The following is a 13,804-nucleotide window of genomic DNA, read 5'->3' on the forward strand; positions in this document are numbered from 1 at the left end:
CCACATCAGACACTTACGAGCAGCCCAGCTTTGAGATAGAAATTCCACCCCACAAATAGCGCGGTAAAACAAAGCTTCAATCAGCAAGTTCCTCTCCTTTTACAAGACAAAAAATAGCACTTAGATTTCTACAATCTAAGTGCTATTTCTGAATAATAATAGTAGAATTCTTTCTAAATTTCCATTCCATCCACTTCATAACAAGCGGCTTCAATAAAGCTCTCGTAATAGGGATCACGCAGATAAACCCTAGCATATCTGTCACATACCCAGGAAGCACTAAGAGAATACCTCCTACAAATACAAAAATACCATCTAGTACCGCCTCACCTGGCATTTCCCCTCTATTCAACTTAGATTGAATCTCTCCAAGCACTTTAAACCCTTGTCTTTTCGCCAAATACACACCTACAACACCTGTAAATACAATCATAGCGAACGTAGACCATAAACCTATTACATGACTTGATCCAATTAAGACCGTAATCTCAATCGCCGGTATTAAAATAAACAAGAATAGTAACCACTTCATAGTTCTACACCTCTCTCACATCTCACTTTTAACGCCCTCACAATGCCTATATACATCATATGATATATAGATACCCTTTCATATTAAAACCCATAACAAACAGCTTTTAAAAGCAATTCTAGGCGCTTTAAGCTAATTTTATCTCGTTTTTGTGTAAAAAAAAAAAAAAAAGAGAAGGACTCCGATCCTTCTCTCCGTATTACTTATAGCACTTCCGCATGTCCATTATAAACAATTCCGCGTGCTGCATCAACTGTTACTTCTTGGCCATTTTTTAAAGTTGCTGTTACGCCGTTTACACCAACGATAACAGGAATACCGATTGATACACCTACAACAGCTGCATGGCTTGTTAAGCCACCTTCTTCTACAACTAAAGCTGCAGCTTTTTCGATTGCAGGAATCATATCTTTATCAGTGCTTGTTGTAACAAGGATATCACCTTCGTTTACGTTCGCTACAGCTTCAGCAGCTGTTTTTGCTACAACTACTTTACCTTTTGCAGCTTTACGACCGATTCCTTGTCCTTTAGCAATTTCTTCACCAACAACGTGGATTTTCATTAAGTTTGTTGTACCAGTTTCAGCAACTGGAACACCAGCAGTAATCACTACAGTATCTCCAAGTCCGATTAGGCCTGCATCCATACCTGTTTGAATTGCTGTATCTAACATTTCGTCAGTTGAAGCTGCGCGCTTCTCAGCCATAAATGCTTGTACACCCCAAACAAGCGCAAGACGACGTCCTACTTGCTCGTCAGATGTTACAGCTACGATTGGAGATTTTGGACGGTATTTAGAGATCATTTTCGCAGTATATCCACTTTCTGTTGGAGCTACGATTGCAGCTACATCAAGAGCAAGTGCTGTATGTGCAACAGATTGGCTAATTGCATCTGTAATTGTTGGAGTGAACTCTTTAATACGTTTTTTGAACATATCTTCATATTGTAATGATTTTTCAACACGTACCGCAATGTTAGCCATCATTGTTACTGCTTCTACTGGGTATTGTCCAGCAGCTGTTTCACCTGAAAGCATGATTGCATCTGTACCATCGAAGATTGCGTTAGCTACGTCACTTGCTTCCGCACGAGTTGGACGTGGGTTACGTTGCATAGAATCTAACATTTGTGTTGCAGTAATAACTGGTTTACCTAACACGTTACATTTTTTAATTAGACGTTTTTGTACTAACGGTACTTCTTCTGGTGGAATTTCTACACCCATGTCACCACGAGCTACCATTAAACCGTCAGAAACTTCTAAGATTGAATCGATGTTGTCGATACCTTCTTGGTTTTCGATTTTCGGTACGATTTGGATGTATTGAGCGTTATGCTCTTCTAATAATTCACGGATTTCTAATACGTCAGACGCTTTACGTACGAATGAAGCTGCAATGAAATCAACTTTTTGCTCGATACCGAAGATGATATCTTTTACGTCTTTTTCAGTGATACCAGGAAGCTTAATGCTTACGTTTGGTACGTTAACACCTTTTTTATTTTTTACAGTTCCGCTGTTAAGAACTTTTGTACGGATGTTTCCATCAGCTTTTTCGATTACTTCTAGTTCGATAAGACCGTCATCGATTAGAATACGAGAACCTGGGTCTACATCGTCATAAAGACCAGCATAAGATACAGAGAACTTCTCTGCAGTACCTAATACTTGCTCAGTAGAAAGAACTACTTCTGCACCTGTTACAAGCTCAGCTTGTCCGTCTACGAAGTCGTGAGTACGGATTTCTGGACCTTTTGTATCAAGTAAGATACCAACTGTTTTACCAGTTTTCTTTGAAGCTTCACGAATGTTTTTAATACGAGCTCCGTGCTCTTCATGGCTACCATGAGAGAAGTTTAAACGAGCAACGTTCATACCTGCTTCGATTAATTGCTCTAATTTTTCAATACTTTCACTAGCAGGACCTATAGTACATACAATTTTAGTTTTACGCATATTGCACCTCCGAAAATTATGAAACCGTTCCCAAATATCTGACATTACGCCGATTAGATGGATAATTCTTTAGATAATTGATACATGTCTTTATCGATTGTATGCTTTTGAGCTAACGCTTCGATAATGTCATGATCAACAAGTTTGTTATCTTGAATACCTACACAACGTCCGCCTTTACCAGCAATTAATAATTCAACTGCTCTTGCGCCAAGACGACTTGCTAATACACGGTCTTGTGCACTTGGTGATCCACCACGTTGTACGTGACCTAATACAGTTACACGAGTATCAAAGTTTGTTGCTTCTTCAATGTGCTTACCGATGTCAATTGCACTTCCAACACCTTCAGCTACAACGATAATACTGTGTTTTTTACCACGTTCACTACCACGCTTCAGACGAGCGATAACATCATCCATGTCATACTCTTCTTCTGGGATTAAGATCGTTTCCGCACCATCAGCTAAACCAGCCCATAATGCGATATCACCAGCGTGACGTCCCATTACTTCGATAACATATGTACGTTCATGAGATGTAGCTGTGTCACGAATTTTATCAATTGCATCAATAACAGTGTTTAAAGCTGTATCGAAACCAATTGTGAAGTCTGTTCCAGGGATATCATTGTCGATTGTACCTGGTACACCAACACATGGGAATCCTTGTTCAGTTAATTTTTTAGCGCCTTGGTAAGAACCATCTCCACCAATAACAACAAGTCCTTCGATACCGTGTTTCTTTAATTGCTCGATACCTTTTAGTCGTACTTCTGGATCTTTAAACTCAGGACATCTTGCTGTATATAATTTTGTACCACCGCGGTGGATAATATCGCCAACAGAACCAAGTTCTAATTTTTCAATGTGACCAGAAATTAATCCAGCGTATCCATGGTAAATACCATATACTTCAATATCATGGAAAATCGCTTTACGAACAACTGCACGAATGGCAGCATTCATACCAGGTGAATCTCCACCACTTGTTAATACACCAATACGTTTCATTTGTACTCACCTCATAAAGATTATTTGCCTTATAATAAAATAACACGAAAAAATATAAAAATACAATGGAGAAGATGTGTCTTTTCATAATAAAAACGTGCATTCGCGAAGTGGAACGCACGCTTTTCTTATTTTATCCAAATGGAAGCGTTTGAAAACGAAACTTGCCCAATTTTCATATATTTTTCATAACGTTTTTCGATTAATTCATCTTTCGAAATTCCGTTTAATTGTTCAAAAGTTTTTCGAATCATTAAGTCTATATTTTCTGACTGTTTCAAAATATTACGGTGAGCTCCGCCTCTTGCTTCTGGAATAATTTCGTCAATCACACCTAATTCTTTCAAATCTGCTGCTGTAATTTTCATTGCCTCTGCAGCTTCCTTTGCTTTTCCTGCATCTTTCCAAAGAATTGCCGCTGCACCCTCTGGTGTAATAACAGAATAAGTGGAATTTTCTAGCATATGAATGTAATCTCCAACTCCAAGGCCTAGCGCACCACCACTACCACCTTCGCCGATAACGATACAAATAACAGGTACCGTTAAACCTGCCATTTCAAATAAATTGCGGGCGATAGCTTCACTTTGACCACGTTCTTCAGCAGCTTTACCAGGATAAGCTCCTTTCGTATCAATAAAACAAATAATAGGACGATTGAACTTTTCCGCCTGCTTCATTAAACGTAATGCTTTTCGATATCCTTCTGGATGAGGCATTCCAAAGTTACGGCGAATATTTTCTTTCGTATCTTTTCCGCGCTGATGCCCAATTACAGTTACAGGCATCCCTTTATATTTCGCAATGCCGCCGACAATCGCTGCATCATCGCCAAATAGACGATCTCCATGACATTCGAAAAAATCAGTAAATAAGTGCTCAATATAATCGAGCGTTGTCGGTCGTTCTGCATGACGAGCAATTTGAACACGGTCCCATACTTTCAGATTGCCGTATATATCTTCCTCTAAATTTTCTAGCTTTTCTTCCAAAATACGAATCTCCTCACTGAAGTCCATCTGGCTGTTTTTCGTATAGTCTTTCAGTTCACGAATCTTATTTCTTAGCTCAACAACTGGTTTTTCAAATTCTAGCTCTGCCATACAGCCATTTCCCCTCCTTGATGAACTTCTAAAATCTTGCGAAGTGATTCTCTCATATCATCACGATGCACCACCGCATCTAATTGACCATGATCTAGTAAGAATTCTGCCGTTTGGAAATCTTCTGGTAGTTTCTCACGCACCGTTTGTTCAATTACACGTCTACCAGCAAATCCGATAAGTGCACCTGGTTCTGCAAGATTATAATCACCAAGTGAAGCGAAACTCGCTGAAACCCCGCCCGTCGTTGGGTGAGTCATAACAGAAATAAATAATCCTCCTGCATTACTATGCTTTTTCAAAGCTACGCTTGTTTTTGCCATTTGCATTAAACTTAATATACCTTCTTGCATACGGGCACCACCCGAAGCAGTAAAGATAATAAATGGAACTTGTAAGTCGTACGCCTTTTCAACCGCACGGGCGATTTTTTCTCCTACTACAGAGCCCATGCTCCCCATTCGAAAACGAGAATCCATTACTGCAACAACAACAAGCATGTCATCAATTGTTCCTTCACCAGTTACAACCGCTTCGTTCAATTCAGTCTTCTTACGATCGCTCTCTAGTTTCTCTTCATAACCTGGAAACTCGAGTGGATTTAATGAAACCATTTCTTTGTCATACTCACGGAATGACCCTTCGTCCAATATACTATCAAGACGTTCCCATGCATTCATAGGATGATGATATCCACAATTCACACATACTTTTAAATTTTTTAGAAGTTCTTTCGTATACATGATTTTTTTACATTCCGGACATTTTGTCATAACGCCATCTGGTACATCTTTTCGTACTTGTTCTGAAGGTATTGCAGCGTACTTTTTCTTTTTCACGAATAAATCTCTTAGCACAATTTGACCCCCTTCGTTGAGAGCTAAGGTTAGCGTAAGAAGAAAATGGGGCTAACACCAAAGTTTGATGTTAGCCTTATCTTCTCAATCTGTCTAATAACCTCACTCTTTACGTTTAACTTTAACCGCTAAGCGGTAGAATGTTTGTCATAACGTGTCATGGTCATTTCGACAAATTTTATACATTACGAGTGAAACTGTATATTCTCTACTAATTCATCGTAAATTTTTAGTGCATCATTTTCTTGTTTTTCTTCCAAAGTAGCATAAAGCTTTCTATACATATCGATAGAATCTCTTGAAACTTTACAAGAAAGAGTTGCTACGTAATCATTTACGATCATCCAAATGCGATATAGTAAATAATTATCGACTTGTTCAATAAGTGTTTTAAAGAACGTTTGATGAAGCGTTGGGACTGAGCTTTCATTTCCTTCAAGTACTTGGTGTAATCTACTTAGTACTTTAGAAAACGTTTCTTTCGGTAAATTACATACAATTCGAATCATATCTTTCTCAAGTAATCGTTTCGTTTGTAATAAATCACGAATTGTTTTCTCATCTTGCAATAAGAACGGAGCAATTAATTGTACAAGACCGTTATCATAAAAGTTTCGAATAAACGTCCCTTCACCACGTCTCGTTTCAATCAATCCTACCAGTTCTAAAGCACGCAATGCTTCTCTTACAGAGGAACGTCCTACGTTTAAGCGTGAACTTAACTCACGCTCAGACGGCAAACGATCCCCCGCCACCAAACCATCCTCTTCCATAATGGAACGGATTTTTTTTACAATTTCGAGATATACTTTTGTATTTGATGATGTCAATGGAAATTCCTCGCTTATTCTTTACCAATCAGCGCTAATTGTTTTGTTTTTTCAGCGATCTCATTTGGATCTACTTGACGGCGAGCTACTCCTGTCTCCATTGCTGCTTTTGCAACGTAAGCCGCTACTTGAGGCGCTACACGCGCGTCAAATGGTGCCGGAATGATATAGTCTGCATTTAACTCATCTTCTGCTACAAGCTCAGCAATAGCCTGTACAGCTGCCATCTTCATTTCTTCGTTAATTTGTGTCGCATGTACGTCAAGTGCACCGCGGAAAATACCAGGGAACGCCAGTACATTATTTACTTGGTTCGGGAAGTCAGAACGACCTGTTCCAACAACAGCTGCGCCCGCTGCTTTTGCCAATTCTGGCATAATTTCTGGAACTGGATTCGCCATTGCAAAAATAATCGCATCGTCATTCATTGTACGAACCATCTCTTCTGTTAATGCACCTTCTGCAGATACACCAATGAATACGTCCGCACCTTGTACAACATCAGCTAAAGAACCTTCTATACGATTCTTATTTGTATATTTTGCAACTTCATCCTTCACCGGATTCATACCTGTAGGACGACCATCATAGATTGCGCCTTTACGGTCACACATAATAATGTCGCGTACACCATAGCGATATAAAAGTTTAATAATTGCAATACCTGCTGCACCTGCGCCATTTGCGACAACTTTAATGTCAGACATTTTCTTTCCAACTAATTTCAGTGCATTTACAAGACCTGCTACTGTTACAATAGCTGTTCCGTGTTGATCATCATGGAAGATAGGAATATTTGTTTCTTTTTTCAAACGCTCTTCAATAATGAAGCAGTTTGGTGCTGCGATATCTTCTAAGTTAACGCCGCCAAAAGTTGGCTCCATTAATTTTACAGTTTCAACAATTTTATCTACATCGTTTGTATTTAAGGCAATTGGGAATGCATCTACACCAGCAAAGCTCTTGAATAATACAGCTTTACCTTCCATTACTGGAAGAGATGCTTCAGGTCCAATGTTACCAAGACCAAGTACAGCTGTTCCATCTGTCACAACTGCTACCATATTTCCCTTCATCGTATATTCATATACCTTACTTTTATCGTCATAAATTTCTTTACAAGGTTCTGCAACCCCTGGAGAATATGCAAGACTTAAATCTTTTGCATTTTCTACTTTTACTTTTGATACAGTTTCTAATTTTCCTTGATGCACTTTATGCATGTGAAGTGCTTCTTCACGAAGTGTTGACAAACTATCCACTCTCCTCAAATTATTCTTGCTGATATCAATTTCTCCAAGTGGTCTGACCACGAACACTACTACTATAATAATCGAAGTGTAGGGAAATTGTCCATTATATTTTCACAACTACATTTTCTTCCCCGACAATTTCACGAAGTGCTCCTAAACATTCTTCACTTGGATGAATCGATAAACTCCGAGATAATTGTACCATTTTATGTTCCTTTTCATAATAAATTAGTACTTTCGCAAAACCTGAATAGTCGAACAATATTTTCGTAACCTGATTTAAAAGCTTTTTCTCATACTGAGACGGCAATTTCACGTAAACAGATGCGTCTTTCTTTTCTTCATAAACATCCATTTCCTCTAGCGGATATAGTCCATTTACAATCCATTGCAGCTTATGATTTCTTAGCTCAATCGTACCGTCAACTAAAACAATTGCTCCTTCTTGCAACTTATCCGAGAAATGTATATACGTTTCCGGGAAGAGGACCGCTTCCATTTCATCATTTTGATCACAGAATGTAATAAATGCCATCTTTTGAAACTTTTTCGTACGAATCACTCTCACACTTGTTATATACACAATAGCTCTTTGTACTTTTTTCTTGTGTCGCATCGCCTGAGCGAGAGATGGAATTTCTAATTCTTTTGCTAACTTCACATATTGCGCTGTCGGATAACTTGATAAATAAAAGCCAAGCGCTTCCTTCTCTTTATTTAGTTGTTCAATAAAAGATAACTCTTCTCCTTGTACATATTTTGATTTTGGAACAGCATCTCCTAAATCACGTGCGAGATTCGCGTACTCTAACGCCCCTTTAATACTTTTCCATAAATTCGTTCTCGAAACACCAAAATCGTCAAAACATCCCGACCAGACGAAAGCTTCTAAATTACGCTCCGTTACGAACTTTGACGGCATACGAAGACAAAATTCAAATAAATCTTCGAACATTTTTTTCTCTCGTTCTTCTAATAATGCCGTCACTGTAGCCATTCCAATATTTCGGATCGAAAGTAAACTGTAACGTATCGCATTCCCTTCTATTTGGAAGTTGTAGCCACTCCTCTGAAGAGACGGTGGCAAAACGTGAAAACCTTTCCGCTTCGTTTCTCGTATATACTGTACAATCTTATCTTCATTTCCAATTGCGCTTGATAATAATGCCGTCATAAATTCCAGCGTATAATTCGCTTTCAAATAGGCAAGCTGATATCCGATCATACTGTAAGCTACAGCGTGACTTCGGTTAAAACCGTAATTCGCAAATCTTACAATTAAATCATAAATTTTCTCTGCAGATGTCTCATCATAACCATTTCGCAAACATCCTTGGACGAAATGCTTACGTTCCTGATCTAAAATATCACGATTTTTTTTACTCACCGCACGGCGCAGTAAATCTGCTTCTCCGAGCGAAAAACCAGCTAACTTCGATGCAATTTGCATAATTTGTTCTTGGTATACAATGACGCCGTATGTTCTTTCTAAAATTGGCTTTAAATCCGGATGTAAATATTCAATTTTTCTTTTTCCATGTTTCGATTCAATAAAAGTCGGTATCTGTTCCATCGGTCCTGGTCTGTATAACGAGTTAACAGCTACGATATCTTCAAACTCATTCGGTTTTAACCCGCGAAGTACATTTCGCATACCACCCGACTCAAGCTGGAATACACCTGTTGTATCCCCTCTCCCTAATAATTGGAACGTCTTTTCATCTTGAAGAGGTAAGTTTCTTATATCGATTTCTTTCCCTGTTTTGTTCGCGATAAATTTTATAATATTTTCAAGTAACGTTAAATTACGTAATCCTAAAAAGTCCATCTTAAGCAAACCAAGTTCTTCTAGCGCATCGGCTGGATATTGCGTAACATAAACATCGTTATGTCCTTCTTGAATTGCTACACTTCCTGTTAGCGGTTCTTGACTCATAATAACACCAGCCGCATGAATAGACGTATGACGTGGTAAACCTTCTACACGTTTTGCGATTTCAAATACACGCTCATGCAGAAGATTCCCTTGTATAAACTCACGAAGTGATTGTGATTCTTCATATGCATCTTTTAACGTTATACCAAGCTTTGATGGAATAAGTTTTGAAAATATATCAATATCTCGCGGCGGAAGCCCCATTACGCGGGCAATGTCTCTAATTGCCGCTTTTGCTGCAAGCGTACCAAACGTTACAATTTGCGCAACACGGAGCTGACCGTATTTATCTTTCACATAGCGAATCATCTCATCACGTCTTACGTCTGGAAAATCAATATCAATATCGGGAAGCGTCACACGTTCAGGATTTAAAAACCTTTCAAATAATAGATCGTATTCAATTGGATCAATATCTGTAATTTCTAATACGTATGAAACGAGTGAACCAGCTGCCGATCCACGACCTGGTCCTGTTAGAATATGATTTTCATGTGCATACTTCATAAAATCCCATACGATGAGGAAATAATCACTAAATCCCATACGAGAAATAACATTTAATTCATGATCCAAACGCTTTATATGCACTTCTTTCGGTTCACCATATCGTTTCCGCAAACCTTCTTCACAAACACGACGCAAGTATATATCACTCGTTTCATTAGACGGAACAGGAAACTTCGGAAGTTGATTTACATGGAACGGTATTTCTACTTGGCAACGCTCTGCAATTTTTATTGTATTTTGGATTGCTTCCGGCGCATGGGAAAATAGTGCTTCCATTTCATCCGATGACTTTAAATAATACTGATCTGTTTTCAGCCTCGGCCTATCTGGATCAGTCATTTTCGTTCCACTTTCAACAGATAGTAAACATTCGTGAACAAGCGCGTCACTTTGATTGATATAGCGCACATCGTTTGTTGCAACGACTGGAATATTAACCCTACTAATAAATTCAGGTAGTTTCTCTTGTAAAAGCAACTCATCTTGAATCGCATGATGCTGCAAACTCATATAAAAATGGCCAAACATATTTTGATACGTGCGAGCTACTTCTTCAGCCTGACTCTCATTGTCTTCTAGTAATAATTGCTCAATTTCGCCATCTTTACCTGGTGAAATTGCAATTAATCCTTTCGCATAATGCGCAAGCCACTTCTTAGGAATACCTTCTTTGGACTTTGTCATAATACTGCTAGAAATCTTTAATAAATTTTGGTAGCCTATTTCATTCTCAGCAAGTAATACAAGCGGATAAGACCTTTCTTCTTCTTCACTAAAAATAGAAGCGGTTAATCCAATAACGGGCTGTATACCATGTTTCTTACATGCTTTATAAAACGGAATAACGCCATACATAACATTTTCATCCGTAATAGCCAGCGATGAAAAACCGAGTTCTTTCGCCCTGACTACAAGCTCATCAATTTTACAAGCACTTTTTAATAAACTAAAAACGGTTTGACATTGTAAATGCACAAACTTCACTGTTGTACCCTCTCTTTACCTATTTGACTACTTTTATTATAGGTGATGAGGAAAGCGGAAATCAAAACATACTTCTTATACTTTGTCCATATATATGAAGAAGAAAGGGGAATGACGATGGATGTAAGAGAACATACTTTTTTCTCTCTGCTTATTATTAGTTATTTTATTGCCTTTGGGGTTATACTTGGCGGTTCATTAATTGGTGGATTTGGTGCGTTTCTTATCGGAAAACCAGCTCTAACTTACATTAATCAATTCGCCCAAAATTTAAGAATTTGGGCACTCGTTGCAGCAATCGGCGGAACATTCGATACCTTTTATAGCTTTGAAAGAAGTTTCTTTGGCGGAGATATGAAAGATATCGTAAAGCAAATTCTCCTTATTTTTTTCGCAACTGGTGGTATGCAAACAGGTCTCATTATTATTAAATGGCTAACGCAGGAACATGTATGAGAGTACCAAGTGCCAATACAGCAAAAAGATGGTACTTAGTATTAGCTGGGGCTGCTGTTGGAGGCGTGTTGAGCTGGTTTATTTTTTTGTACATATACGGTGTTTTTCAAGAAGAACAAGCTAGTAAAATAGCAGAACAAAGAGAAATTATAGAAAAACAAGAAGCAAAGCTCCACGTCCTTCTCGAAGATCAAGAAAAATTGAACACTGAAAATAAACGGCTCTTAACCATTCAAGAGATTAAAATAAAACTTATCAATCGAGAAAAATACGATTTAGACAATCTCACACTCGAAAATATGACTACATCTATCCATAATGACCTCCAACATCTTTTAACCAAAAACATTCAAAGTATCGCAAAAAATAAAGACCTACTTAAAAAGGTAATCGAAAATAAAACGTACAAACATTACGATCGGCTATACCGTTTTAAAGTCGATACAATATCTTTTGATACAGTGCTTGAAATTAGCATTACTATAGAGAAAGAAAAATAAAGAAGGAGGGCTTTAGCGCCGCTCCTTCTTTTCGTTCTAACATATAGTCTCTTATTTACAAATCTCACGTAAATCAGCAAAAAGACGATCCGCTTCTTCCCAAGAAGATGCCTTCGCACCAGAAGCCATCGGATGCCCCCCGCCGTTATATTGCATTGCTAATTTGTTTATAACTGGTCCTTTTGAACGAAGACGAACACGAATTACGTCGTCTTCCTCTAAAAATAGAACCCACGCCTTTAATCCATCAATATTGCCAAGCGCTCCAACAACACCAGATGCTTCAGAAGGAAGTACATCAAACTCTTCTAATACTTCTTTCGTTAATTTAATGTAAGCTACTCCTTCTTCTACCATCGTAAAGTTTTGTAAAATATAACCGTTTAAACGAGCAATTTTTTCTTTTGTCTTATACATCTCATTGTATAAATCTGTGAATTTCACACCCATGTCAACAAGCTCACTTACGTAACGAAGTGTTTTTGCTGTCGTATTCGGGAATAAGAAACGACCTGTATCTCCAACAATTCCTGCTAAAATAAGGCGGGCTGCTTCTTTTGTTATTTTTAATCCTTTATCTTTTCCATAGTTATAAAACTCATAAATCATTTCACTTGTAGAACTCGCTGTCGTATCTACCCACGTAATATCTCCATATGGATCTTCATTTGGATGATGATCAATTTTAATTAACATCTTCCCTTTTGTATAGCGTTGATCGTCAACACGTTCTTGATTCGCAGTATCACAAACAATAACAAGCGCATTTTCGTATACACTATCTTCAATATCATCCATTACTCGTAAGTATGCTAGTGACGGCTCATTGTACCCAACCGTATAAATATTTTTCTCTGGAAACGATTCTTGTAGAATTGTACCAAGACCACCCTGTGAACCTAACGCATCTGGATCCGGACGCACGTGGCGATGAATAATAATTGTATCAAACTCTTTAATTGCTCCTAAAATTTGCTCATGCATATGTATAATCTCCTTTTTAATCAACTTCTTCACTTTATCCTCCATTATAACGGAAAGTATTTCATACATGCGAACAATTGCTTTATAATAAAAGTTAGAAAGTTTAGATATTTCTTTTTCTTTTCTATTATTTTTCACAAAGCGATGGGAGTGTTCATTATGCCAGTATTAGTCTTCTGTATTATCGTCTCATTTATGTTGTACCTCTTTTACAAAACAAAATACTTTCGTACAAACCGCCCAATGGAGAAAGGTTGGCTCTCAGGAAAATCCGCAATGGCACTCGGTTCATTCGTTTTATTTTTCGGGATAAACCAATTCTTTTTAGAACTTTCAACCGCTCGTATTATCGTTGGTGTTTTATTCGTTCTATTTGGTAGTGCAAGTGTATTTAACGGGTTTCGCCAATACAAACATTTCTTGCCATTAGCAGTTAAAGAAGCTGAAGTCTATGAAGCAACGTAAAAAAGCATCAATATTGTGATGCTTTTTTACGTCCCTTAACTTTCAAAATCATATACGCAACAAACGCAGATGGTATATTAAATGGGTTCCCTTGTACGTGAAAATGTAATTGTTCTTCTCCAAAAGACATTTTTTCATATAGCTCTCGCTGAGATAATCCTGTCTTTTCCTTTTTTTCATGTAAACCTTGTAAATATAAATATTGAATCGGTATCATTACAAGAAAGTAAAATAGTGAGATACTACCAAAAAAGAGTACGGCTGACGACATAATGTATACCACCTCTCACAATTCCATTTTCTTACAATATAATCATAACACAATATACAACTGAATTGAATTATTATTCCGTCTTTTCTCACATTACTTTTCCACTCCATCCCATACATATTTCACCAAAACTCCCATCTAAAATCATA

13 protein-coding genes are annotated in these 13,804 nt (G+C 37.8%); 3 read left to right on the forward strand and 10 right to left on the reverse strand.

Annotated features, from left to right (window positions below; genetic code table 11):
- Window positions 1–142: 142 nt before the first annotated feature.
- From ACUN13_RS04355 to dnaE, 8 genes are all read right to left on the reverse strand, one after another.
- A complete protein-coding gene (locus tag ACUN13_RS04355; RefSeq protein WP_000871628.1) occupies window positions 143–532 on the reverse strand; it encodes an FxsA family protein in 390 nt (129 codons plus the stop codon).
- Between the two features lie 203 nt (window positions 533–735).
- Complete coding sequence (gene pyk / locus ACUN13_RS04360; protein ID WP_001232673.1) at window positions 736–2,493, reverse strand: pyruvate kinase; 1,758 nt, start codon at window positions 2,491–2,493, stop codon at window positions 736–738.
- Between the two features lie 53 nt (window positions 2,494–2,546).
- Window positions 2,547–3,506, reverse strand: a complete 960-nt coding sequence (gene pfkA / locus ACUN13_RS04365; RefSeq protein ID WP_000821157.1) for a 6-phosphofructokinase — start codon at window positions 3,504–3,506, stop codon at window positions 2,547–2,549.
- A gap of 128 nt (window positions 3,507–3,634) precedes the next feature.
- Entirely contained in the window at window positions 3,635–4,609 is a 975-nt protein-coding gene (gene accA, locus ACUN13_RS04370) for an acetyl-CoA carboxylase carboxyl transferase subunit alpha (RefSeq protein ID WP_000818804.1), read from the reverse strand.
- Window positions 4,597–5,466: an acetyl-CoA carboxylase, carboxyltransferase subunit beta gene (gene accD, locus ACUN13_RS04375; RefSeq protein ID WP_000942856.1), complete on the reverse strand. Its 870-nt coding sequence runs from the start codon at window positions 5,464–5,466 to the stop codon at window positions 4,597–4,599. The genes accA and accD overlap by 13 nt, the downstream gene beginning before the upstream one ends.
- A gap of 185 nt (window positions 5,467–5,651) precedes the next feature.
- Complete coding sequence (locus ACUN13_RS04380; protein WP_000204448.1) at window positions 5,652–6,296, reverse strand: FadR/GntR family transcriptional regulator; 645 nt, start codon at window positions 6,294–6,296, stop codon at window positions 5,652–5,654.
- 14 nt (window positions 6,297–6,310) lie between these two features.
- A complete protein-coding gene (locus tag ACUN13_RS04385) occupies window positions 6,311–7,519 on the reverse strand; it encodes an NAD(P)-dependent malic enzyme (protein ID WP_161508111.1) in 1,209 nt (402 codons plus the stop codon).
- Between the two features lie 133 nt (window positions 7,520–7,652).
- A complete protein-coding gene (dnaE, locus tag ACUN13_RS04390; RefSeq protein WP_000673728.1) occupies window positions 7,653–10,979 on the reverse strand; it encodes a DNA polymerase III subunit alpha in 3,327 nt (1,108 codons plus the stop codon).
- A gap of 42 nt (window positions 10,980–11,021) precedes the next feature.
- On the opposite strand from dnaE, the gene ACUN13_RS04395 reads away from it, so the two are divergent.
- Together ACUN13_RS04395 and ytrI are read left to right on the forward strand one after the other, a co-directional pair.
- Window positions 11,022–11,435: a YtrH family sporulation protein gene (locus ACUN13_RS04395; RefSeq protein ID WP_002005839.1), complete on the forward strand. Its 414-nt coding sequence runs from the start codon at window positions 11,022–11,024 to the stop codon at window positions 11,433–11,435.
- The gene (gene ytrI / locus ACUN13_RS04400; protein ID WP_001265736.1) at window positions 11,432–11,935 is read left to right on the forward strand and encodes a sporulation membrane protein YtrI; all 504 of its coding nucleotides are present in this window, start codon (window positions 11,432–11,434) and stop codon (window positions 11,933–11,935) included. Before ACUN13_RS04395 ends, ytrI begins: the two co-directional genes overlap by 4 nt.
- A 51-nt stretch (window positions 11,936–11,986) precedes the next feature.
- On the opposite strand, the gene ACUN13_RS04405 is transcribed toward ytrI, so the two are convergent.
- Window positions 11,987–12,919, reverse strand: a complete 933-nt coding sequence (locus ACUN13_RS04405) for a DHH family phosphoesterase (protein WP_000545138.1) — start codon at window positions 12,917–12,919, stop codon at window positions 11,987–11,989.
- Between the two features lie 159 nt (window positions 12,920–13,078).
- On the opposite strand from ACUN13_RS04405, the gene ACUN13_RS04410 reads away from it, so the two are divergent.
- Entirely contained in the window at window positions 13,079–13,384 is a 306-nt protein-coding gene (locus tag ACUN13_RS04410; protein ID WP_001144776.1) for a YtpI family protein, read from the forward strand.
- Window positions 13,385–13,391: 7 nt separating this feature from the next.
- Here ACUN13_RS04410 and ACUN13_RS04415 read toward each other — a convergent pair whose 3' ends face one another.
- Complete coding sequence (locus ACUN13_RS04415; protein ID WP_342761497.1) at window positions 13,392–13,655, reverse strand: DUF3949 domain-containing protein; 264 nt, start codon at window positions 13,653–13,655, stop codon at window positions 13,392–13,394.
- Between the last annotated feature and the right edge of the window lie 149 nt (window positions 13,656–13,804).

This window comes from Bacillus cereus group sp. Bce041, from assembly GCF_052646455.1.

What these genes read in the sequence shown, in the direction of transcription:
- ACUN13_RS04355 (WP_000871628.1), bottom strand. Translation starts at nt 532, where the DNA reads ATGAAGTGGTTACTATTCTTGTTTATTTTAATACCGGCGATTGAGATT.
- pyk (WP_001232673.1), bottom strand. Translation starts at nt 2,493, where the DNA reads ATGCGTAAAACTAAAATTGTATGTACTATAGGTCCTGCTAGTGAAAGT.
- pfkA (WP_000821157.1), bottom strand. Translation starts at nt 3,506, where the DNA reads ATGAAACGTATTGGTGTATTAACAAGTGGTGGAGATTCACCTGGTATG.
- accA (WP_000818804.1), bottom strand. Translation starts at nt 4,609, where the DNA reads ATGGCAGAGCTAGAATTTGAAAAACCAGTTGTTGAGCTAAGAAATAAG.
- ACUN13_RS04385 (WP_161508111.1), bottom strand. Translation starts at nt 7,519, where the DNA reads ATGCATAAAGTGCATCAAGGAAAATTAGAAACTGTATCAAAAGTAAAA.
- ytrI (WP_001265736.1), top strand. Translation starts at nt 11,432, where the DNA reads ATGAGAGTACCAAGTGCCAATACAGCAAAAAGATGGTACTTAGTATTA.
- ACUN13_RS04405 (WP_000545138.1), bottom strand. Translation starts at nt 12,919, where the DNA reads ATGCATGAGCAAATTTTAGGAGCAATTAAAGAGTTTGATACAATTATT.
- ACUN13_RS04410 (WP_001144776.1), top strand. Translation starts at nt 13,079, where the DNA reads ATGCCAGTATTAGTCTTCTGTATTATCGTCTCATTTATGTTGTACCTC.
- ACUN13_RS04415 (WP_342761497.1), bottom strand. Translation starts at nt 13,655, where the DNA reads ATGTCGTCAGCCGTACTCTTTTTTGGTAGTATCTCACTATTTTACTTT.